Raw genomic sequence first — 22,264 nt, forward strand, 5'->3', positions numbered from 1 at the left:
TCATAGTTTCATAGTGTTTCGGTGGTCATAGCGTGAGGGAAACGCCCGGTTACATTCCGAACCCGGAAGCTAAGCCTTACAGCGCCGATGGTACTGCAGGGGGGACCCTGTGGGAGAGTAGGACGCCGCCGAACAATTTTTGAGAAAGCCCCTGCCGGGTTACCGGCGGGGGCTTTCTGCATTTACGGCTGGTTTGGGGTCGCTTAGGGTCGAGCCATGCGCTACGACCTCGTGATCTTCGACAATGACGGTGTTCTCGTCGACAGTGAGTCGATCTCCAATCGGCTGCTGGCGGCCTTCCTGACCGAGTTGGGGTACCCGACCTCGTACGAGGACTCCGTTCGGGACTACATGGGGTCGGCGATGCACCGGGTGCACGAGCTCGTGCTGGAGCGGACGGGTCGGCCGTTGCCGGAGGACTTCGACGATGTCTTCCACAGCCGGGTCTTCGACGCGTTCGAGCGGGTGCTGAAGCCTGTTCCGGGTGTCGTCGAAGTGCTGGAGAAGCTCGTCGCGGACGACGTGCCGTACTGCGTGGCCTCGTCCGGGAGCCATGAGCGGATCAGGGTGGGGCATCGGACGACCGGGCTGGACCGGTGGTTCGGAGCCGGGCTCGTCTTCAGCGCTCAGGACGTGGGGCGGGGGAAACCGGAGCCCGATCTGTTCCTGCACGCGGCCGCGCGGATGGGGGTGGCTCCGGAGAGGTGTGTGGTGGTCGAGGACAGTCCTGCCGGAGTGCAGGCCGGTGTGGCGGCAGGGATGGATGTGTACGGGTTCACGGGGATGACGCCCGTCGACAAGCTCGTTGGAGTCAAGGGGCACTTCTCGGACATGGGGCAGCTGCTGGACCTGCTCGTCTGAAGCCGCTCCGCACGCTTAGTTGAGCAGTATTCAACTTCCTCTACCCACGGGTAGGACCTGGCCCCTACTGTGCCGCCATGACAGATGTGCTGCGGCGCGGTAGGGCCGCGTTGGCGTTCAGCTTCTTCGCTCAGGGTGTCGCCTTCGCGCTGCTCGTGACGCGGATTCCGGCCATCCAGGACCGGTACGGGGTCTCCGACGCGCTGTTGCCCGCCTTCCTCGCCGCCGTGCCGATCCTCGCCGGCGTCGGCAGCGTCTGCACCGAGCACCTCGTGAAGAAGGTGCCGCCGAGCCTGGTGCTCCGGTGGTCCCAGCCCGTCGTGCTCCTGGCCCTGCTAGGGGTGGCGGCCGGCGAGCAGATGGTCGTGCTCGGCGCGGCCATGGCGGCCTTCGGGCTGGCCGTCGGAGCGCTCGACGCGTCGATGAACATGCTCGGGGTGAGCCTGCAGCGGTCGTACGGGCGGAGCATCATGCTCGGCTTCCACGCGGTGTACAGCCTGGGCGGTATAGCAGGGGCCTCGCTGGCGTGGGTCGGGGCACACTGGGATCTGCCGCTGCTGGTGTCGTATCTGCCCGTGGTGGCCGCGCTGTTGCCGGCGGCGCTGATCGGGAGCCGGTGGTACGTCGACGCCGGGCCGGAGGCGGCCAAGGAGGACGCCGCACGGGCCGAGGCGGGCGGGGCGAGCGGCGCGGGCGGGTCCGTCGCGTTCAAGATGCTGCTGCCGCTCTGTCTGGTGATGTGCTTCGCGTACATCGGCGACTCGACCGTCTCCAACTGGAGCGCCAAGTATCTGCAGGACGTGCTGGGAAGCAGCGAGCAGCTCGCGACGGTGCCGTACAACGTCTACATGGTCACCACGCTGCTCGGGCGGTCCATCGGGGACTTCGGGGTGCGGCGGTTCGGGGCCGCGGCCGTCGTGCGGGCCGGGGCGCTGGTGGCGGCGGTCGGGTTCGCCGTGGTGGCGGGTGCGCCGGGGGCCTGGGTGGGCATGCTCGGGTTCACGCTGCTGGGGCTCGGGCTGTGTGTGCTGGTGCCGCAGACCTTCGCGGCGGCGGGGCGGCTGTTCCCCGGAGCTTCGGACGCGGCCGTCGCGCGACTGAACATCTTCAACTATGTCGGGTTCTTGATCGGTTCTCCGTTGGTGGGGGCCGTGGGAGACCTCTGGAGCTATCGCGGGGCGATGCTCATCCCCATGACGTTGGTGCTGGTGACCCTGGTGTACGCCCGGTCGTTCGAAACTGAACCGGACCGATACGGTGGCGGGCATGAGCGGCCGCGCACAGCTGATGTGGGACGAGGCAGTAACGGGCTATGACTTCGGTCCGGACCATCCGATGGATCCGGTCCGGCTGGCGTTGACCCGGAGCCTGGTGACTGCCTTCGGGCTCGACCGGGAGATGGATGTCGTCTCGGCGAAGCTGGCCGGGGAGTCGACACTGCGACTCGTACACCGCGAGGACTACGTGGCGGCGGTTCGGGCCGCGTCCGCCGATCCCGGGGGCGCGGACGGGTCGTACGGACTGGGGACCGTCGACGATCCGGCCTTCGCCGGGATGCACGAGGTGTCCGCGCTCATCGCGGGGCAGTCGGTGGGGGCGGCGGAGGCCGTGTGGCGCGGGGACGCGCTGCACGCCGTGAACTTCGCGGGCGGGCTGCACCATGCGATGCCCGGGGGCGCCTCGGGGTTCTGTATCTACAACGACGCGTCGATCGCCATCGCCCGGCTGCTGGAGCTGGGGGCCGAGCGGGTCGCCTATGTGGACGTCGACGTGCATCACGGGGACGGGGTGCAGACGGCGTTCTGGGAGGACCCGAGGGTCCTGACGATCTCGCTGCACGAGCATCCCCGGACCCTGTTCCCGCAGACCGGGTGGCCCGAGGAGACGGGGGCCCCGTCGAGTGCGGAGGGGTCGGCCGTGAACGTGGCGCTGGCGGGGACCGGGGACGCGGGGTGGGTGCGGGCGTTCCACGCGGTGGTGCCCGAGCTGATCGCCGACTTCCGGCCGCAGGTGCTGGTGACCCAGCACGGGGCCGATACGCACTTCGAGGATCCCTTGGCGCATCTGGCGGTGTCGCTGGACGCGCAGCGGGCCGTCCAGGTCGCGTTGCACGAGCTGGCGCACGAGTACGCCGACGGGCGGTGGGTCGCGCTCGGCGGGGGCGGGTACGCGGTGGTGGACGTGGTGCCGCGGTCGTGGACGCATCTGGTGGCGATCGCGGCGGGGCGGGAGATCGCGCCGGAGACCGTGATTCCCGAGGAGTGGCGGCAGCAGGTGTTCGCTCGTACGCGGCAGTTGGCGCCGGCGCGGATGACTGATGGGCGGTGGCCTGTGGCGTGGGCGGGGTGGGATGCGGGGTACGACCCCGCGGATCGGTTGGATCAGGCGGTGCTTGCCGCGCGGAAGGCTGTGTTTCCGTTGCGGGGTTGTTGGCGTAGGGGTTTTCTCGCCCCCGCCGCCCCTACCCGTCCCATCCTGAAGGGGCTGCGTGCCCCTTCAGCCCCGTCTGATTCGGGGCTCCGCCCGGACCCCGTTCGCGCAGTTCCCCGCGCCCCGCAAAGGGAGTTAGGCCAACTGTGTGGTGAGGCTGTGGTTTTCGGGGTCGTGGGGCGGGCCGTGCGTCAGCATCTGAGGGTGGTCGGCGGTGGGGCGTTGCGGGAGCACCTGGTGCGGTCCGGGTTGGCGGGGAGGGTGGCCACCGCTCGGGAGGCGAGTCTGCGGAGTTATCGGTTGTTCGCGGCTCGTGATCCTCGGTTTCTGATCGGGATCGATCCGGAGATGACCTGGCGACAGCGGGATGTGCTCGCTTTGATGGCGGAGAGGTGCGGGGTTTCGGCCGATCCTGGGTGCACATCCGGGCAGGATGTGATCGACCCGGAGTTGACGGTCGGGGCGCTGGACCGGTTCGCGGAACGGGTCGGGGCGGTCGCTCGCAGTGGTGGGCTGGTGCTCCTCGGGACCGGGCACCCGCATCGGCTGCTCGGTTTCTACGGCGCGTTGGCGGACGCTTTGTCGGCGGCGGGATGTGAGGTCCTCACCCCTGCGACGGGTAGACGTGTCGACATAACGACCCGGTTCGGTCTACGCACGTACAACCTCGACTACGTTCGGGGCGTCGCTCTCGTCCGTGAGGCGCCTGCTCTGCGCTCCGGTTGTGCGACCGGCGTGCACACGCATTCACCGCTGCCGGTTCGGACGGTTCTGGCGGCCGCCGCGGAGGCCGGCGGGCCGCTCCCGGAACTCGTGGTGGGAGACCACGGTTGGGTCTGCGGGGCAGGTCAGCTGGGGTTCGAGGCGATCGGGCTCGCCGATACGGACGATCCGGCGCTCTTCGTGGGGGAGGCGGAGGGGCGGGTGTCCGTCGCCGTTCCACTTGATGACGGTGTGCGGTCTGATTACTACCGACCGCTGACCCGCTACGTACTCAATCGGGCGTGTCTGTCACAGTAGGCCGCCGATGGCATCCCCTCTTCCCCACTCGCATCACCCGCCCCTACATTGGGGAGTGAGCACGCAACGACGAAGAGTCACCGGAAGGGGAAGCCGGTGGCCGTCGAGTGCGGAAGGTTCAGGTGTGTCATGGCTGCAGCTGGCGAGAGGCCTCTGAACGAGGTTCAGTTCCTGACCGTGGCGGAAGTCGCCGCGGTGATGCGCGTGTCGAAGATGACCGTGTACCGCTTGGTGCACAGCGGTCATCTGCCGGCGATCCGGGTGGGCAGGTCCTTCCGGGTGCCGGAGCAAGCGGTGCACGAATACCTCCGCGAGAGCTATGTGGGGGTGGAGACGGCCTGACGGCCATCGGGGCCGAGGGGCTCCCGGAGGCCCTGCGGGACCTCCGGGATACCCCCGGTTCCCCCTCGATTACGACCTCAGCGCTCGGACGGGTAGGCTGGCCCCTCGTAGGTCGTATGGGCCCATGGCGCCCAAACACCGAGTGATGAGAAGTGAGCGAGGGTAGTCGTGGGCTCTGTTATCAAGAAGCGGCGCAAGCGGATGGCTAAGAAGAAGCACCGCAAGCTGCTCAAGCGCACCCGCGTTCAGCGTCGCAACAAGAAGTAAGGCGGTCCGGCCCCGCGATCGGGGTCCTGGCCGGTCCCCCTCGCGTAAGGGGGCCGTACGCCTTGCTTTCTTGCGCGAGCGCTGTTGAAGAACGCGTTGCCGCGACCCCCCACCGGAACCGGTGGGGGGTCGCGGTGTTTCACCGGTCATTGTTTTTGCCGGTCATTGACGGGGTCGCGGTCACCACAGGGCAACATCGACCCGCTAACGTGGCCGCACACGGGGAACGCGGAGAGTACGGGGAACGCGGCAGAGTACGAGCAGAGTTACGCCTGTGTGAGGCGACGGCTGGAAGGAAGGCGCTGATCTTGGGGAAGGTCGTGCTCGTCACCGGTGTGGCCCGTCAGCTGGGAGGCCGGTTCGTCCGGCGGATCCAGCGCGACCCGCAGGTGGACCGGGTCATCGCGGTGGACGCGGTGCCGCCGGGACACCATCTTGGCGGCGCGGACTTCGTCCAGGCCGACATCCGGCAGCCCGCCATAGCCCGTCTGCTGGCCGAGCACAACGTGGACACCGTGGTGCACATGGACGTCACGGGCACCCCTCTGGGCAGCGGCGGCCGCGCCACGCTCAAGGAGACCAACGTCATCGGCACCATGCAGTTGCTCGGTGCCTGTCAGAAGTCCCCGTTGATCAAGCGGCTGGTCGTGAAGTCCAGCACGAACGTGTACGGTTCCGCGCCCCGCGATCCGGCCGTGTTCACCGAGACCACCCCGCCCAAGTCGCTGCCCAGCGGTGGCTTCGCCAAGGACACCGTCGAGGTCGAGGGGTACGTCCGCGGATTCGCCCGGCGGCGGCCCGACGTGGCCGTGTGCGTGCTGCGGTTCGCGAACATCCTCGGGCCGAGCGCCGATTCGCCGCTCGCCTCGTACTTCTCGATGCCGGTGCTGCCGACCGTGCTGGGGTACGACCCCCGGCTGCAGTTCGTGCACGAGGACGACGTGATCGAGGTGCTGCGGATCGCCTCGCACGAACCGGCGCGGGGCACGCTCAACAGCGGGACGTTCAACATCGCGGGCGACGGTGTGCTGCTGCTCTCGCAGTGCGCGCGGCGGCTCGGCCGGCCGACGGTGCCGCTGCTGATGCCGGCGGTCAGCTGGGTCGGCTCGATGGTCCGGACGCTGGGCGTCACCGACTTCTCGCCGGAGCAGCTGCGGCTGCTGACGCACGGGCGGGTCGTGTCGACCAACCAGATGCGCGAGACGCTCGGCTACCGGGCCAGGTATACCACCGCGGAGACGTTCGCCGACTTCGCGCGGAGCAGGGGGCCCGGCCTCCTGCCCCCCGAGGCCCTCGCTGGGGCCATCGACCGGATCGCCGCCCTGCCGGTGCCCACCGTGGGCGGAGGTCAACCCCCGACGCAGAGCGCCAACTGAGGAGCGCATCAACGATGGCGGATGCCAAGGTCATTCCGTTCGACGACGACCGGACGCGCGGGGGTGCCGTGCAGCGCCCGCCGCGCCGCCGGACCACGGGGAGCCGGCGCAAGGGTGAGAGCGCGGTCGTCCGGGACGTCCGTGAATCCGGCGAGGTCCAGGCCCTCCCCGCGCGGCCGACCGGCACGGATGATGTACCTGTGACACGGGAGAAGCCGGAGCCGCCCCAGGAGGCCGCCGAGGCACACGACGCGGGCGGGCTGGAGCGACGGATCGCCGGGGGACTCGCGTTCCTGCGCAAGCGCCTCACGGGCGACTACGAGGTCGACGACTTCGGCTACGACGCCGAGCTCACCGACCAGGTGCTGATGTCGTTGCTGCGGCCGGTGTACGAGAAGTACTTCCGGGTCGAGGTGAAGGGCATCGAGAACATCCCGACGGACGGCGGTGCCCTGATCGTCGCCAACCACTCGGGGACGCTGCCGATGGACGGCCTGATGATGCAGGTCGCCGTGCACGACAACCACCCCACGGGCCGGCATCTACGGCTGCTCGCGGCGGACCTGGTCTTCATGCTGCCGGTGGTCAACGAACTGGCCCGCAAGCTCGGGCACACCCTCGCGTGCGCGGAGGACGCCTCCCGGCTGCTGCAGCAGGGTGAGCTGGTCGGGGTCATGCCGGAGGGTTTCAAGGGGCTCGGCAAGCCCTTCGGGGACCGCTACAAGCTGCAGCGGTTCGGCCGGGGCGGCTTCGTCTCCACGGCCCTGCGCGCCGGTACTCCGATCATTCCGTGCTCGATCGTGGGCGCGGAGGAGATCTACCCGATGATCGGGAACTCGAAGACGCTCGCGCGGCTGCTCGGTTTCCCGTACTTCCCGATCACCCCGACCTTCCCGTGGCTCGGACCGCTGGGTGCCGTACCGCTGCCGACGAAGTGGACCATCCAGTTCGGTGAGCCGATTCCGACGGACGGCTATCCGCCGGAGGCCGCCGAGGACCCGATGCTGATGTTCAACCTGACCGATCAGGTGCGGGAGCAGATCCAGCACACGCTGTACAAGTTGCTGGTGCAGCGGCGGTCGGTGTTCTTCTGAGGCCCCGCGGGGCTGAGGAGCGAGCGCGTACGACGGTGGGGCGCCCCTCTCGAAGAGGGGCGCCCCACCGTCGTACGGGGCGGTTCTATCCGCCGTTCTCGCCGTCGATGCCCAGGCCGGGCAGGAGGCCCGGCAGGAGGGGCGGGAGGGTGACGTCGGAGTCTTCGGGCGGGGTGGACTTGCCGGTGGACGGGGAGGTGCTGGTGGTGTCGTCCTGGGGCGGGTCCAGCAGGCCGCCGGTGGTGCCGCCGACGAGACCTTCGCCGCCGCTGTCCGAGTTCGACGTGGATGGTTTGGGCTTGCCGCCGGTGTCCTGGTCGCCGCCGACGGAGCCGCCGGTGGCGCTCGGGGCCGGGCGGCCGCCCGGGTCGGTGGTGCCGGGGGAACCGGAGCCCGTGGACCGCTGCCTGCCGTCGCCGCCGGGGGCCGAGGGCTGCGGCAGGAGCGACGAGTGCGGGGCGACCTCGTCGTCTATGGCGTCGAAGACCGACGAGACCTGCTGACTCACGTCCCCGAGCTGCACGGGCAGCCGGTCGCGGAGCGCGCCCCAGGCCTCGCGGTGGGACCGGGAGAAGGCCGACAGGGCCTGGATCGGGCCCAGGGAGTCCGGATCTCGCTCGAATGCCTCGTGGAGCAGTCGGTGGCCCTCGGCGGCGTCGTGCCGCATCCCGGTGAGCGCGCGGCGGATCTCGCCGAGCGACTCGTGGTCGAGGTGTCCGCTCCGGTCGCGCTCCATGAGGCGGCGGGCCTCGCTGAGCCGGGTGGACGCCTGGTCCAGATAGAGCCGGCCCCGGTCGTCGTTGTCGTCGGTCAGGGTCAGTTTCACGTCCTCGATGCCGCGTTTGAGGCCGTAGAGCGAGTCACCGGGTAGGGCGTCCGAGCTGGCGGCGGCCACACCGCCGAAGGCGCTCGCGGCCACACCGACGCTGAGCCCGCCGGCGGCGAGCCCCTTCGTCAGGCGGGACCGTGGTCGCAACTTGCCCAGCGGGCTCGCCCGGTGAGCGCCTCGCGCCCGGCCCGATCGCTGCTCGGGCACCGAAGGGTCCGACGCCTCGCGCCCCGGCAGTGTGCCGTCCCGCAGCATGGCCTCCATCGCGGCCACCAACTGGGCGCGATGGACGACCTTGACCTCGGGGTCGAGCACTGGCTTGGGCAGCTCGTCCAGACCGGTGGTGAGGGCCAACATGCGGCCCCGCTCGGTCTGTTCCGCTGCCGGGGCTGGTGCCGATCCCTCGGGCTGCTCGGCCGCCGTGCCCCGGTCGGACAGCTCCTCCAGGGCCTGGGCGAAGGCGTTCGCCCGCCGGTGCGCCGATACGTTCGCGATCACTGGCGGCACCTCCTCTCGTCATGACGGTCGACTCCCCAGGGGGTCCTGAGGGTTGCACGTCCCCGACCGTTACACGATCGAGTGATCGGTGTCGGCCAGGCGCGACCACAGGGAGCCTGTATCCCGCACAACGAGCGGCGCGGCACTTGGGTTACGGACGGCGGATGATCGGACGTGGAAGTCAACAGACTTCGACGCAGGGTGAGTTGGGCGTGGCGGAGCGTATGTGATCGATGCGCTCGGCGAGCCGGCGGCTCAGCTGCGGTGGTCCCGGTGGGCGGGCCTCAGCGGGCGTCGTCCGGGAGGAGGCGGGCGAGGGTGCGGACCGCGCGGTACTGGAGGGTCTTGATCGCGCCCTCGTTCTTGCCCATGACCCGGGCGGTCTCGGCGACGGAGAGGCCCTGGAGGAAGCGGAGGGTGACGCACTCCTGCTGCTGCGGGTTGAGCCGGCGTACGGCTTCCAGCAGGGCGGCGTTGGAGAGGGACTCCAGGACGGAGTCCTCGGGGGAGCGCTCGACCTCGTTGGCGTCGAGCATCTCGCCGGTGGTGACCTCCAGCCGGAAGCGGCTGGACTTGAAGTGGTCGGCCACCAGGTTGCGGGCGATGGTGACCAGCCAGGCGCCGAAGTCGCGGCCCTGCCAGGTGAACGTGCCGATGCGGCGCAGGGCGCGCAGGAACGTCTCGCTGGTGAGGTCCTCGGCGGTCGCCTTGCCGCCGACGCGGTAGTAGATGTAGCGGTAGACCGTGTCGCTGTACTGGTCGTACAGACGGCCGAAGGCGTCGGCCTCGCCGGACTGGGCGCGTTCGACGAGGTCCATCATGCGGGCGCTGTCGCTGTCCGCGGCGGGACGGCGGGTGGTCGTGGCGGTGGATCCCGAACGGCCTCGTCTGCCGGCCCGCCCGTCACCCGACCGCCGCCCCTCGACGACAGCGCTTCGCGCCGGCCCCTGCTCGACGCCGTCGGCCAGTGCGTAGCACGGGCCGACGGGCGCGGCGGAGGTGGCGAGGGCGGGGACGGCGTACGCGGTGGGGACGAAGCCGCGCAACAGTTGGTTGACCGTCGCGCGCAGCGTAGCCAGGCCCGAGGCGTCAACCCCGACGTGTGGGTACACGGGACTCCCAGAGGCAGAGCTTCCATCACGTGCAGTGCGGAACCTTTCACCCGTCGTAGCGACGGAGGGGTACCGGTTTGCGTTTGAGGAGAATAACGCTTCGTGCAGGCACTGCTACACCCAGTTGCTCAAATCATCGATTACGTCGCTTCTGTTACTGATTGACGGCTGCTCAAGTGCCGCCGTGTGATCGGTTGTTGATCGATTGGGTTCGTGTTCCGTCTGGGTGCGGGGCGTGTTGTGGTCGGGTGCGGACGGTGTGACTGAGGGCGCGGTGGGGGTATGACGGCCCGAATGCCGCGGTGACGGGGGCGGACGCGTCCGGACGCGCGAACGCCGGAGGGGCTGGGAGACCCAGCCCCTCCGGCGTTCGAGGAACGATCAGCCGTTCAGCGGCGGCGGCGGTGCAGCGCGATCGCGGCCGCCGTGCCGCCGGCCACCGCGCCGACGCCCGCCGCCGCGGGGAGGCCGACCTTGGCGGCCTTGCGGGCGGTGCGGTAGTCGCGCAGCCGCCAGTCCATGTCGCGGGCGTGCTTGCGGAGTTTGCTGTCGGGGTTGATGGCGTACGGGTGACCCACGAGCGACAGCATCGGGATGTCGTTGTGGGAGTCGCTGTACGCGGCGCAGCGCGAGAGGTCCAGCCCCTCGGCGGCGGCCAGGGCGCGGACGGCCTCGGCCTTGGCCGGGCCGTGCAGCGGCTCGCCGACCAGCTTGCCGGTGTAGACGCCGTCGACGGACTCGGCGACCGTGCCCAACGCGCCGGTCAGGCCCAGTCGACGGGCGATGACCTGGGCGATCTCGACGGGCGCGGCCGTGACGAGCCAGACCTTCTGGCCGGCGTCGAGGTGGGCCTGGGCCAGGGCGCGGGTGCCGGGCCAGATGCGCTCGGCCATGTACTCGTCGTAGATCTCCTCGCCGATGATCGTCAGTTCGGCGACGCGGTGGCCCTGGACGATGGAGAGCGCGGAGTTCTGGGCGTCCTGCATGTGCTCGGGGTCCTCGGAGCCCGCCAGCCTGAACCACGCCTGCTGCCAGGCGAATCGGGCGAGGTCGCGGGTCTCGAAGAACTTCCGTTTGTACAGGCCCCGGCCGAAGTGGAAGAGCGAGGCGCCCTGCATGACGGTGTTGTCGAGGTCGAAGAACGCGGCGGCCTTGTCGTCACCGAGAACCGGGAACACCGGTTCCTGGACGGCGTCGGGCGCGGGGGAGATGTCCTCCAACTCCTGGGAGGACTTGCGCGCTGCCTCCGCAGAGGCCTCGCCTGCCAAAACGCTCCGCGCCGTGGCGGAGCGCCTACGGGGAGTGAGCCATCCGAGAGCGGCCATGTCGTGAGCATAGCCAGTCTGGTCGGTACTTCCGGAGTCGACAGGTTTGCGGGCTGTGAACTCTCCGCGGCCGTGTCGTTAAAGAAGGGGTCCCGGCGGTGTGTCCGCGTGCGGAAAGCGGCGGAACCGGTGAGGAAATAGGCAGGTCGTGTGCCTGGTGGTGAGGAGGGGGTGTGGACATCCCGTGCGGAGCGACAATGGCCGGCATGAGTGCCTTGTTCCGGCGGACGCCGAAGAATCCCGGTGAGCGACTCGTCACACTGATCGGCAAGCCGGGGTGCCATCTGTGCGACGACGCGGAGGCGGTGATCGGGAAGGTCTGCGGTGAGCTGGGCGTTCCCTGGGAGAAGAAGGACATCACCGAGGACGAGGAGCTGCACCGGCAGTACTGGGAGCAGATCCCCGTGGTGCTCGTGGACGGCGCGCAGCACACCTTCTGGCGTGTGAACGAGGAGCGCCTTCGCAAAGCCCTCTCGTAGAGGTGGCCGAGATGTGACCTGACCGACCAGTCCAAGTGGTCCCAAAAGTCGCTTAGGATCGATGGGCTGGTTGGTCTCGGGGGCGGGATTCGTGAGGAGAGTGTGCGGTTTTGCCCCCGTCGTGCAAGGCGTCAGCCGAGGAGCGAAGGTACACGTGTGCCGGTTCCATACGCGTGCGTCGAGTGTGCGTGACCCCGGTCACGTTGGCCGGGCAAATCGGACACCATCTTTGTGCACGCGTTCACAAAGACATAGCCTGCTGTCGACGGGGCGGTCTGGGGACGCATGACCGCCCGCAGCCCCGCTCTACCCGCAGGAGCACCGTGGCAACTGGCCGAACTCACCGACCGGCGACCCGTAGCCGAGGGATTCCCGAGGCCACCGTCGCCAGGCTTCCGCTGTACCTCCGTGCCCTGACCGCGCTGTCGGAGCGCTCGGTACCCACCGTTTCATCCGAGGAACTGGCGGCCGCGGCGGGGGTCAACTCCGCCAAGCTGCGCAAGGACTTCTCGTACCTGGGCTCGTACGGGACGCGGGGCGTGGGCTACGACGTCGAGTACCTCGTCTACCAGATCTCGCGTGAGCTGGGGCTGACCCAGGACTGGCCGGTCGTGATCGTCGGTATCGGTAACCTCGGCGCCGCGCTCGCCAATTACGGCGGGTTCGCCTCGCGCGGGTTCCGGGTGGCGGCGTTGATAGACGCCGATCCGGCGATGGCGGGCAAGCCCGTCGCGGGGATCCCGGTCCAGCACACGGACGAGCTGGAAAAGATCATCGACGACAACGGCGTCTCCATCGGGGTGATCGCCACCCCCGCCGGTGCCGCCCAGCAGGTGTGCGACCGGCTGGTCGCCGCCGGGGTCACCTCCATCCTGAACTTCGCGCCCACCGTCCTGTCCGTGCCGGACGGTGTCGACGTGCGCAAGGTGGACCTCTCGATCGAACTGCAGATCCTCGCGTTCCACGAGCAGCGCAAGGCCGGCGAGGAGGCCGCCGCCGAGGCCGGTGCCGTACCGATGGCTCCCAAGGAGTCCGGGAAAGGGCCCGACGGGGATGTCCCCGCCGTGATGCCGGCATGAGTCTTCTGGTCGTCGGGCTGAGTCACCGCAGCGCTCCGGTGAGCGTGCTGGAGCGGGCCGCGCTGTCCCTGGACGCGCAGATCAAGTTGCTTCAGGACACGGTCGCCGCCGAGCCTGCGACAGAGGCCGCCGTCCTCGCCACCTGCAACCGCATCGAGCTGTACGCCGACGTGGACAAGTTCCACGCGGGCGTCGCCGAGCTGTCCACGCTGCTCGCCCAGCACAGCGGGGTGGGTCTCGACGAGATCACTCCCTATCTGTACGTGCACTACGAGGACCGGGCCGTCCACCACCTGTTCTCCGTGGCCTGCGGACTCGACTCCATGGTCGTCGGCGAGGGGCAGATCCTCGGGCAGATCAAGGACTCGCTGGCCCGCGCCCAGGAGCTGCACACCGCCGGGCGGCTGCTCAACGACCTGTTCCAGCAGAGCCTGCGGGTCGGCAAGCGGGCCCACTCCGAGACCGGGATCGACCGGGCCGGACAGTCGCTGGTGACCTTCGGCCTGGAGCAGTTCACCGCCGGTACGGACGTGGCGAGCTGGGCCCGGGGCAAGCGGGCCGTCGTGATCGGCGCCGGGTCGATGTCCTCGCTGGCCGCCGCGACCCTCGCACGGGCCGGCGTCGGCGAGATCGTGATCGCCAACCGGACGTACGACCGGGCCGAACGCCTCGCGCACCTGCTCGAAGAGCAGTACGGACAACGCCTGGCGGAGCAGGGCGCGACGGATGTGCTGGCCCGCGCGGTCCCGATGGAATCGGTGCCGGACGAGCTGACACGTGCGGACGTCGCCATCTCCTGTACGGGCGCCACGGGCCTGGTCCTGACCGCCGAGATGGTCGCCGCTGCCGTCGAGGGCCGGGTGCCCGAGGGCACGCTCCCCGCGGAGGCCGAGCCGCGCACCGATGACGTACGGCCGGTGCTGCCGCCGACCTCCGTCGGCAGCGACGACGACTGCCCCCTCGACCTGCCCGCCGTGCAAGGCGGCGGCTTCTCCGTGCTCGGGGAGGCCGCGGTGGCCGGCATGGACGCGGCCACCCTGGAACAGCACGCGGCCTGGGTCGACAACGCCACCGTGGACCGACGCGCGAGCCGTCGCACGCCGGAGCGTGAGACCGCGCGCACGCTCGACGCCGAGGCCGAGCTGATCGCCGCGCTCGTCGCGACGGTCGCCGTCACCGGGCGGATCACCGAACTGCGCCGGCCCGAGCCCGTCGTCGACGTGCCCCGGCCCGCGCCCGTGCTCGCGCTGCTGGACCTGGCGATGCCCCGGGACATCGACGCCGCCGCGCACCGGCTGGCCGGCGTACGGCTGGTCGACATCGAGTCGCTCGCCGAGGTCTCCGCCGACGCGCCGATGGCCTCCGACGTCGACATGGTGCGGAGGATCGTTTCGGACGAGGTGGCCGCCTTCGGCGCCGCTCAGCGTGCCGCGCACATCACACCCACCGTCGTCGCGCTGCGCGCCATGGCCGCCGATGTCGTCGCCGGTGAGATCGCCCGCCTGGAGGGCCGGCTGCCCGGCCTCGACGACAAGCACCGCGGCGAGATCACCCAGACCGTGCGGCGCGTCGTCGACAAGCTGCTGCACGCCCCGACCGTACGGGTCAAGCAGCTCGCGGCCGAGCCGGGCGGCGCCGGGTACGCGGACGCGCTGCGCACCCTGTTCGACCTGGACCAGGAGACGGTCGCGGCCGTGTCCCGGGCCGAGGACAGCAGCAGTTCCAAGAACGACGCCGAGAACCGAGGGCGATCATGAGTGACCAGGCACTGAGGCTGGGGACCAGGCGGAGCAGACTCGCCATGGCCCAGTCCGGGCAGGTGGCGGAGAAGGTCCGCCGGCTGACCGGGCGGCCCGTCGAACTCGTGGAGATCACGACGTACGGCGATGTCTCCCGGGAGCAGCTGGCGCAGATCGGCGGCACGGGCGTGTTCGTCACCGCGCTGCGCGAGGCGCTGCTGCGCGGTGAGGTCGACTTCGCCGTGCACTCCCTGAAGGACCTGCCGACCACGCACCCGGACGACCTGGCGCTGGCCGCAGTGCCGGTGCGCGAGGACGCCCGTGACGTCCTGGTCGCCCGGGACGGGCTCACCTTCGAGCAGCTGCCCGAGGGCGCCCGCGTCGGCACCGGTTCGCCCCGGCGCATGTCCCAGCTGAACGCGTACGCGCGCAGCCACGGGCTCACGATCGAGACGGTGCCGATCCGCGGGAACGTCGACACGCGGATCGGATACGTACGGAAGGGCGAGCTGGACGCAGTGGTCCTGGCCGCCGCCGGACTGAACCGGATCGGACGGAGCGACGAAGTGACCGACTTCCTCTCGGTCGACACTGTTTTGCCCGCCCCCGGCCAGGGGGCACTGGCGATCGAATGCACCGCGGAGAATGCGGAGCTGATCACCGCGCTCAATGGGCTCGACGACCCGCACACCCGGGCCGCCGTGACCGCTGAGCGGTCCCTGCTCGCCGCCCTGGAGGCCGGTTGCAGCGCACCTGTGGGTGCGTTCGCCGACCTTCTGGCCGACGGGCAGATTGTCAAGGAGATGCGCCTGCGCGGCGTCGTCGGCACGACCGACGGCTCGACGCTGGTGCAGCTGTCCACCACCGGTCCCGTGCCCGAGACGTACGACCAAGCAATGGCGCTCGGCCGTGAACTCGCCGCCGAGATGCTCGCTAAGGGCGCGGCCGGTCTGATGGGGGAGCGAGCACATTGAGCCCCACCACCCTTCCCGCCGGTCCGGACCACGGTCACGTCACCTTCCTCGGTGCCGGACCCGGGGATCCGGGACTGCTGACACTGCGCGCCGTCGAAGCGCTGGCGAACGCGGACGTTCTCATCGCCGAGCACGATGTGCTCGACGTGGTGCGTACGCATGCCCGCGCCGGCGTCGCCCTACTGGACACCGACTCGAGCCCGCCGTCGGCCCTGGCTGCGGCGTCCTCTGCCTCTTCCGCGGCTACTTCAGCGGATACGTTTTCGGGCACAGGCACGCCTCAGCTGACGGTTGTTGACGGCGCGTCAACAACCGTTGGTGCACCCGCTGTGCGGGATGCGGCACATCTTGTCATGGAGGCCGCGCGGGGCGGCAAGCGGGTCGTGCGTGCGGTGTCCGGGGACCCCGGGCTCGACACGTACGCCACCGAGGAGATGCTGGCGTGCGCCGCCGCGGGCGTGCCGTTCGAGGTGGTCCCGGGCGTGGCGGCGGCCGTGGGCGTGCCCGCGTACGCCGGTGTGCCGCTGCGTGACGCGCAGGGCGCGGACGTCCGGTTCGTCGACGCGCGCACGGCGTCCGACCGCTGTTGGGCGGAGGTCGGGGCGTCCGACGGGACGGTCGTGGTCTCGGCGACGCTGGAGACCGTGGCCGCGGCGGCGGGTGAACTGGTCGCGGCCGGCCGGAAGCCGGACACGCCCATGACCGTGACCGTCGCGGGTACGACGACGCGGCAGCGGACCTGGACCGCGACGCTCGGCGGAATCGCGCAGACGCTGAAGCAGGCCAAGGTGCTGCCCTCGCCGGAGGGCGGGCGGCCGGTGATAGCCGTGGTCGGTGAGCGTTCCGCCGCGGCCCAGCGCGACCAGCTGTCGTGGTTCGAGAGCAAGCCGCTCTTCGGGTGGCGGGTCCTCGTGCCGCGTACGAAGGAGCAGGCCGCCTCGCTCTCCGACCAACTGCGCTCGTACGGGGCCGTACCGCACGAGGTGCCGACGATCGCGGTCGAACCCCCGCGTACGCCGCAGCAGATGGAACGGGCTGTGAAGGGCCTGGTCACCGGCCGCTACGAGTGGATCGCGTTCACCTCGGTCAACGCCGTCAAGGCGGTGCGGGAGAAGTTCGAGGAGTACGGGCTCGACGCCCGTGCCTTCGCCGGGATCAAGGTCGCGGCGGTCGGCGAGCAGACCGCCAAGGCGCTCATCGCGTTCGGGGTGAAGCCGGACCTGGTGCCGAGCGGTGAGCAGAGCGCCGCCGGGCTGCTGGAGGACTGGCCGCCGTACGACCCGGTCTTCGACCCGATCGACCGGGTGTTCCTGCCCCGGGCCGACATCGCCACGGAGACACTGGTCGCCGGGCTGATCGAGCTCGGGTGGGAGGTCGACGACGTCACGGCGTACCGGACCGTGCGCGCGTCGCCGCCGCCGGCGGAGACCCGTGAGGCCATCAAGGGCGGCGGTTTCGACGCCGTTCTGTTCACCTCGTCCTCCACCGTGCGGAACCTGGTGGGCATCGCCGGGAAGCCGCACAACGTCACGGTGATCGCCTGTATCGGTCCGGCCACGGCCAAGACCGCCGAGGAGCACGGGCTGCGGGTGGACGTGATGGCCCCGGAGCCGTCCGTGCACAAGCTGGCCGAGGCGCTGGCGGACTTCGGGATGCGGCGGCGGGCTGCCGCGGTCGAGGCGGGGGATCCCGTGACTCGACCGAGCGAGCGGCGGCCGGGGGCGCGGCGGCGGCGGACGACGACGTGAGCGGTGGGCCGACGTAAGGGGCTGTGCCCCTTGCCCCCCTGAGTGCCTTTGCGCTCGGGGGGTTCTGTCGTGGGCGGGTGCGGGGCCGATGGGCTTCTCGCGCAGTTCCCCCGCCCCTGAAAAGGGGCCTGCGGCCCTTTTCGGCAGTGCGGTCCGCGCCGACGGATCGTCGGCAAAGGGACTGTCGGGCCAGGCGTAGCGTAGGTGTATGTCGAAGTACGGATCGTTTCCCGGTACGCGGCCCCGCCGGCTTCGTACGACGCCTGTGATGCGACGGATGGTCGCGGAGACCCGGCTGCACCCGGCCGACTTCATCCTGCCCGCGTTCGTGCGGGAGGGGGTCGGTGAGCCGGTGCCGATCGCGGCGATGCCGGGGGTCGTGCAGCACACGCGGGACAGTCTGAAGAAGGCCGCCGTGGAGGCCGTGGAGGCCGGGGTCTCCGGGATCATGCTCTTCGGTGTGCCGGAGGACGGGAAGAAGGACGCGCTCGGGACCCCCGGGACCGATCCCGACGGGATTCTGCAGGTCGCGCTGCGGGATGTGCGGGCCGAGGTCGGGGACGAGCTGCTCGTCATGTCCGATCTGTGTCTCGACGAGACCACCGACCACGGGCACTGCGGGGTCCTCGACGACCAGGGCCGCGTCGACAACGACGCGACCCTGGAGCGGTATGCCGAGATGGCCCAGGTACAGGCCGACGCCGGCGCTCATGTGGTCGGACCCAGCGGGATGATGGACGGCCAGATCGGGGTGGTCAGGGACGCCCTCGACCAGATCGGGCGTGAGGACGTCGCGATCCTCGCCTACACCGCCAAGTACGCGTCCGCCTTCTACGGCCCCTTCCGGGAGGCCGTCGGCTCCTCGCTGCGGGGGGACCGGAAGACCTACCAGCAGGACCCCGCCAACGCCCGCGAGTCGCTGCGCGAGCTCGCCCTCGATCTGGAGGAGGGCGCCGACCTGGTGATGGTCAAGCCGGCCGGGCCCTACCTCGACATCCTCGCCCGGGTCGCGGACACCGTCGACGTGCCGGTCGTCGCCTACCAGATCTCCGGGGAGTACTCGATGGTCGAGGCCGCCGCCGAGAAGGGCTGGATCGACCGGGACCGGGCCATCCTGGAGACGCTGACCGGGATCAAGCGGGCCGGTGCGCAGAACATCCTGACGTACTGGGCCGTCGAGGCCGCTCGCATGCTGCGCTGACACCTGTGGGGCCCTGGCCCCGGTGGCGCTCGGCTCAGTACTGCAGGGCGTCCTCCATGGTCGACTGCCAGTAGGTGACGGCCACGGAGTTGTCGACGTAGACGCCCTTGGCCGGGAGCGCGGGGGACGCGGGGGAGCCGGCGTCGCTGCCGACCTCGGCGCCCTGGAAGTGGATGACGACCTTCTTCTCCGTCGTGCCCTTGCCGCCGCCGCTGCCGTCGGCGGCGGAGAGGAGGACGCCGGCGTAGCCGGACTCGCCGGGGGCCAGGGTCACCACGGCCTGCGGCTGCGACTCCTCGATCACGCGCGGCGCCGACTGGGCCTCGCCGAACCGGACCGTCGGGTTGAAGTAGAGGTCGCAGTACTTCGAACCGGTGTTCTTGACGGTGATCAGCATGTGGTTGAGCGGGCGTGACACCGGCTGCGCGGTGACGGTGGTGTTGGAGCCGTTGCAGGTGACGCGGTTCTCGGGGTCGGAGGGGTCCGAGGTCCCGCCCTTGGAGGAGGCCTTGTCGGCCGTGGTGCCGCCGGTGGCCGCCGATCCGCCGCCGCTCGTGCTCGTGGAGCCCCCGGTGGTCGAGCCGCCGGTCGTGCTGGAGCCGCCGCTCGTGCCGGTGCCGCCCGTGCTCTGGGCTGACGTGGAACCGCCCGCCGCACCCTCGTCCCTCGTGCCCGTGCCGCTGTCGCACGCGGTGAGGGCGAGGGCGGCGAGTGCCGCTCCCGTCACGGCGAGCAGCCGGGCGGGGCGGGCGGTACGGGCGGAGCGAGCGGTGTGAAGCGTGCGCATGAGAGGTCCCTTTCGGACAAAGCGAGTGGAGAAGGCTGAGAACAAGTGCTCGAAGCCGTGCCGCTCGACCGGTGTGCCGGGAGCGGCGTGCTTGGATGACCCAAGCTTGTGGGGTGATCCGTCCCGGCCGCCACAGCCGACGGACGATCAGGGACGCTGGAACGCTCACGAGGGCTTTGACCTGCGAGAACTCCTCTTCCCTGGAACGCGGAACGGGACGCGCGGGACATGAGGGGACGGAGGAAGACGTGTCGGGGAGCGGTACCGCGGGTGGCCTGGGGGCCGGTTTCGCCGAGCTGCTGCGGGAGTTGAAGGAGCGCTCCGGGCTGAGTTACGGGGTGCTCGCCAAGCGGCTCCACATGAGTACGTCGACGCTGCACCGGTACTGCAACGGGGACGCCGTACCCACGGACTACGCCCCCGTCGAGCGGCTGGCCCGCCTCTGCAAGGCGTCCCCGGAGGAGTTGGTCGAGCTCCACCGGAGGTGGGTGCTCGCGGACGCGATGCGCCGGCGCAAAGGGGGTGACTCCGTCGGGACGGCGGCGGAACAAGCCCCGGTGGTCGAGGAGTCCGACGAGACCGAGGAGTCCAACAAGACCGAGGAGACGGAGACCGTGATCGGCGGTGTCGTTTCCGGTGAGCCCCGCGAACGAGGGCCGGCCCACCGGCGTACGCAGGTCGCTCTGGTCGCCGGGGTGGCCGTGGCCGCCGTGCTCGGGGCGGTGACGCTCGCCCTGAGTCTGCCCTCCGAGGGGAAGGAGGACGGGGCCGGGCGTACGGCTGGGGCCGCGTCCGTCGGCAGCGGCGGTGAGAAGGAGGCAGACGGCGGCTCCGCCTCGCCGAGCGGTGCCTCGCCCTCCGGGTCCGCGAGCGAGTCGGGTGGCAAGAAGGGCAAGGACGCCGGCAAGGGGGCGGGGGCCACGGCCACCGAGACTCCGACCGGCGGTACGGGCGCGGGCGGGGCGGACGCGTCCCTCCCGGCGCCGCTGAACGTGAAGGTGGAGCCGTACACCTGGGAGGATCCCTGCTCGCAGCGGTATCTGGCCGACCGTGAGCCGACGGAGGTGGGGCCGCCGCCGCTGGAGCAGGACGCGCCGGCCTGGGTGTCCGCGGAGGGTGCCGTGGCCTCGGGGCAGCAGTTCCTGACGCTGACCGTGCAGGGCACCGGCGAGGAGACCGTCGTCGTACGGAGTCTCAAGGTCCGGATGACCGACAAGCGGTCGCCCCTCGCCTGGAACGACTACGCCATGGGCTACCCGGGTGTCGGCTGCGGGGCCGGTGTCCCGACCCGCTCCTTCACGATCGCCCTCGACGCCGCGCGTCCCGACGTGCAGCCCAAGGCCGGCAGCAAGAACTTCCCCTACTCGGTCAGTCAGTCCGACCCGGAGGTGTACTACATCACCGCCGACGCCTCCGCGTACTACGTCAGCTGGTACCTGGAGCTGGAGTGGACCGCCGGATCCCGCAGCGGCATCCTGACCCTGAACGACGACGGCCGGCCGTTCCGTACGAGCGGCAACAACGGGCGCCCGGCGTACGAGTATCCGCTCGGCGGCCCCAAGTGGGTCCCGGAGGGGACGACGCTGGGGGAGAGCGAGGACGAGAGCGGTGGGTGAGTGGGGACGAGGGCGGTAACTGATTGACGAGTTCTCGACAATCGGCATAGGTTCTGCGCCTGCCCCCGATTCCGGGGGACCTGTGCCGATTTTCGGGGGGAAGCCATGAACTGGTTCGTCGAGGTGCTCAAGAAGTACGCGGTCTTCAGCGGGCGGGCGCGTCGCCAGGAGTACTGGATGTTCACGCTGATCAGCACGCTCATCTATGCCGCGCTGTACGTCCTCGGTCTCCTCCTGGACTCGCAGGCGCCTCAGATCCTCCTCAGCGTCGCTCTTTTTCTGCCGTCCCTGGCGGTCAGCGTCCGGCGGCTGCACGACACCGGCAAGAGCGGCTGGTGGGTCCTCATAGGGCTCGTTCCCTGTGTCGGATTCATCTTCATGATCGTCTTCATGGCCACCGAGGGCCAGCGGGGCGACAACCAGTACGGCCCCGACCCGAAGGCCTGTCCGGCGCAAGCCTGACGCGGCAACTCCCCTGGGGCGCTAGGTTGTTGGTCGTTCAATGACCCGACCCCCCCAGGGAGAGCCCGATGGCCGGCGACGCACTCAGCCAGGACCCCGCCGAGTTGCGGAAGAGGATCGACACCACCAAGGCGCACCCGGCGCGGGTCTACGACGTCATCCTCGGCGGCAAGGACAACTACCCCGTGGACCGGGAGGCGGCCGGCGCCGCGCTGGCCGCCAATCCGCGCGGCTATCTGGACGTCCGGCACAACCGTGACTTCATGCGCCGCGCGGTGACCACGCTCGTCCGGGACGAGGGCATCCGGCAGTTCCTCGACATCGGCACCGGGCTGCCGACCGCCGAGAACGTCCACCAGATCGCCCAGGCGATCGTCCCCGACTCACGGGTCGTGTACGTCGACAACGACCCGGTGGTGCTCGCCCACGCGCGCGCGTTGCTCACGAGCGGGCCCGAGGGGGCCACGGACTACATCGACGCCGACCTCAAGTCGCCGGCGAGCATCCTCGAAGAGGCCGCGAAGACGCTCGACTTCGACCAGCCGGTCGCGCTGTGCCTGGTGGCGATCCTGCACTTCGTGGAGGACGACGAGGCCTACCCGGTGGTGCGGGAGCTGGTGGAGGCGCTGCCCGCCGGGAGCCGACTGGTGCTCAGCCATCTGACCGAGGACCTCAACCCCGCGAAGATCCGCGCGGTCCAGGAGACCTACACCAAGCGCGGGTTCACCTTCGTGCTGCGTTCCAGGGACGAGGTGGCACGGTTCTTCGAGGAGAGCGGGCTCGTGGTGGACGAGCCCGGGGTGGTGCCGGCGCACCATTGGCGATTCTCCGACGGTGCGCCGGTGCCTCCGGCGGTGGAGCCGCATGTGCTGGCCGGGATGGACGACATCGAGCGGGTGCGGTACCGGGACATCAACGATGTGACCGACGCGGACATCAATGTGTATGCGGCGGTGGGGCGTAAGAGGTAGGGGGTCAGGGGTAGGGGGTTCGTTGCCGGGTGCGGGTGGGTGGGTCTTCTCGCG

20 protein-coding genes, 1 rRNA gene and 1 pseudogene are annotated in these 22,264 nt (G+C 70.2%); 18 read left to right on the top strand and 4 right to left on the bottom strand.

Going from position 1 to position 22,264, the window contains the following annotated elements; all coding sequences use genetic code 11:
* Positions 1–17 precede the first annotated feature (17 nt).
* The 9 genes and pseudogenes from rrf to E4N62_RS28855 all read left to right on the top strand — a co-directional run bounded on the left by rrf (position 18) and on the right by E4N62_RS28855 (position 7,390).
* Positions 18–134 (top strand): 5S ribosomal RNA (gene rrf, locus E4N62_RS28815).
* Positions 135–216: 82 nt separating this feature from the next.
* The gene (locus tag E4N62_RS28820; protein ID WP_230219345.1) at positions 217–861 is read left to right on the top strand and encodes an HAD family phosphatase; all 645 of its coding nucleotides are present in this window, start codon (positions 217–219) and stop codon (positions 859–861) included.
* A gap of 77 nt (positions 862–938) precedes the next feature.
* Entirely contained in the window at positions 939–2,177 is a 1,239-nt protein-coding gene (locus E4N62_RS28825) for an MFS transporter (RefSeq protein ID WP_230219353.1), read from the top strand.
* Positions 2,128–3,288, top strand: a pseudogene (locus tag E4N62_RS28830) (acetoin utilization protein AcuC); the annotation flags it as partial. The gene E4N62_RS28825 and the pseudogene E4N62_RS28830, both read left to right, overlap by 50 nt.
* A 207-nt stretch (positions 3,289–3,495) precedes the next feature.
* The gene (locus tag E4N62_RS28835) at positions 3,496–4,311 is read left to right on the top strand and encodes a phosphatase (RefSeq protein WP_308185962.1); all 816 of its coding nucleotides are present in this window, start codon (positions 3,496–3,498) and stop codon (positions 4,309–4,311) included.
* A 129-nt stretch (positions 4,312–4,440) separates the two neighbouring features.
* Positions 4,441–4,653: a helix-turn-helix domain-containing protein gene (locus E4N62_RS28840; RefSeq protein ID WP_007443703.1), complete on the top strand. Its 213-nt coding sequence runs from the start codon at positions 4,441–4,443 to the stop codon at positions 4,651–4,653.
* Positions 4,654–4,821: 168 nt separating this feature from the next.
* Positions 4,822–4,920 carry a 30S ribosomal protein bS22 gene (locus E4N62_RS28845; RefSeq protein WP_003948845.1) on the top strand — a complete coding sequence of 33 codons (99 nt, stop codon included), beginning with the start codon at positions 4,822–4,824 and terminating at the stop codon, positions 4,918–4,920.
* Positions 4,921–5,228: 308 nt separating this feature from the next.
* Positions 5,229–6,296 (top strand): NAD-dependent epimerase/dehydratase family protein, encoded by a 1,068-nt coding sequence (locus tag E4N62_RS28850; RefSeq protein ID WP_215448361.1) that lies wholly within the window; start codon positions 5,229–5,231, stop codon positions 6,294–6,296.
* 14 nt (positions 6,297–6,310) lie between these two features.
* The gene (locus E4N62_RS28855; protein WP_230219355.1) at positions 6,311–7,390 is read left to right on the top strand and encodes a lysophospholipid acyltransferase family protein; all 1,080 of its coding nucleotides are present in this window, start codon (positions 6,311–6,313) and stop codon (positions 7,388–7,390) included.
* An 85-nt stretch (positions 7,391–7,475) separates the two neighbouring features.
* Here the strand turns inward: E4N62_RS28855 and E4N62_RS28860 are convergent, their stop codons facing one another.
* From E4N62_RS28860 to E4N62_RS28870, 3 genes are all read right to left on the bottom strand, one after another.
* On the bottom strand, positions 7,476–8,717 hold the full coding sequence (locus E4N62_RS28860; protein ID WP_230219357.1) for a DUF5667 domain-containing protein: 1,242 nt from the start codon (positions 8,715–8,717) through the stop codon (positions 7,476–7,478).
* A gap of 284 nt (positions 8,718–9,001) precedes the next feature.
* On the bottom strand, positions 9,002–9,829 hold the full coding sequence (locus E4N62_RS28865) for an ECF subfamily RNA polymerase sigma factor, BldN family (RefSeq protein WP_230219359.1): 828 nt from the start codon (positions 9,827–9,829) through the stop codon (positions 9,002–9,004).
* A gap of 389 nt (positions 9,830–10,218) precedes the next feature.
* On the bottom strand, positions 10,219–11,154 hold the full coding sequence (locus tag E4N62_RS28870; RefSeq protein WP_184904999.1) for an HAD family phosphatase: 936 nt from the start codon (positions 11,152–11,154) through the stop codon (positions 10,219–10,221).
* Between the two features lie 197 nt (positions 11,155–11,351).
* On the opposite strand from E4N62_RS28870, the gene E4N62_RS28875 reads away from it, so the two are divergent.
* The 6 genes from E4N62_RS28875 (at position 11,352) to hemB (ending at position 18,374) form a co-directional block, all read left to right on the top strand.
* Positions 11,352–11,633, top strand: a complete 282-nt coding sequence (locus tag E4N62_RS28875) for a glutaredoxin family protein (RefSeq protein ID WP_184904997.1) — start codon at positions 11,352–11,354, stop codon at positions 11,631–11,633.
* A 323-nt stretch (positions 11,634–11,956) separates the two neighbouring features.
* On the top strand, positions 11,957–12,712 hold the full coding sequence (locus E4N62_RS28880; protein ID WP_215448367.1) for a redox-sensing transcriptional repressor Rex: 756 nt from the start codon (positions 11,957–11,959) through the stop codon (positions 12,710–12,712).
* Positions 12,709–14,469, top strand: a complete 1,761-nt coding sequence (locus E4N62_RS28885; protein WP_230219361.1) for a glutamyl-tRNA reductase — start codon at positions 12,709–12,711, stop codon at positions 14,467–14,469. The genes E4N62_RS28880 and E4N62_RS28885 overlap by 4 nt, the downstream gene beginning before the upstream one ends.
* A complete protein-coding gene (hemC, locus tag E4N62_RS28890) occupies positions 14,466–15,425 on the top strand; it encodes a hydroxymethylbilane synthase (protein WP_230219362.1) in 960 nt (319 codons plus the stop codon). Before E4N62_RS28885 ends, hemC begins: the two co-directional genes overlap by 4 nt.
* Complete coding sequence (locus E4N62_RS28895; RefSeq protein WP_230219363.1) at positions 15,422–17,173, top strand: uroporphyrinogen-III synthase; 1,752 nt, start codon at positions 15,422–15,424, stop codon at positions 17,171–17,173. Before hemC ends, E4N62_RS28895 begins: the two co-directional genes overlap by 4 nt.
* A gap of 208 nt (positions 17,174–17,381) precedes the next feature.
* Positions 17,382–18,374, top strand: a complete 993-nt coding sequence (gene hemB, locus E4N62_RS28900; protein ID WP_184904976.1) for a porphobilinogen synthase — start codon at positions 17,382–17,384, stop codon at positions 18,372–18,374.
* 34 nt (positions 18,375–18,408) lie between these two features.
* Here the strand turns inward: hemB and E4N62_RS28905 are convergent, their stop codons facing one another.
* Entirely contained in the window at positions 18,409–19,161 is a 753-nt protein-coding gene (locus tag E4N62_RS28905) for a DUF4232 domain-containing protein (protein ID WP_230219364.1), read from the bottom strand.
* 248 nt (positions 19,162–19,409) lie between these two features.
* Between E4N62_RS28905 and E4N62_RS28910 the strand changes: the two genes are divergently transcribed.
* The 3 genes from E4N62_RS28910 to E4N62_RS28920 all read left to right on the top strand — a co-directional run bounded on the left by E4N62_RS28910 (position 19,410) and on the right by E4N62_RS28920 (position 22,210).
* Positions 19,410–20,777, top strand: coding sequence for a helix-turn-helix transcriptional regulator (locus tag E4N62_RS28910; protein ID WP_230219365.1), 1,368 nt, complete (start codon positions 19,410–19,412; stop codon positions 20,775–20,777).
* A gap of 105 nt (positions 20,778–20,882) precedes the next feature.
* Positions 20,883–21,239: a DUF805 domain-containing protein gene (locus tag E4N62_RS28915; RefSeq protein WP_230219366.1), complete on the top strand. Its 357-nt coding sequence runs from the start codon at positions 20,883–20,885 to the stop codon at positions 21,237–21,239.
* 68 nt (positions 21,240–21,307) lie between these two features.
* Positions 21,308–22,210, top strand: coding sequence for an SAM-dependent methyltransferase (locus E4N62_RS28920; protein ID WP_230219367.1), 903 nt, complete (start codon positions 21,308–21,310; stop codon positions 22,208–22,210).
* Positions 22,211–22,264 lie beyond the last annotated feature (54 nt).

Origin of the sequence: Streptomyces sp. MNU76, from assembly GCF_020982545.1 — a bacterium.
Taxonomy (GTDB): Bacteria; Actinomycetota; Actinomycetes; order Streptomycetales; family Streptomycetaceae; genus Streptomyces.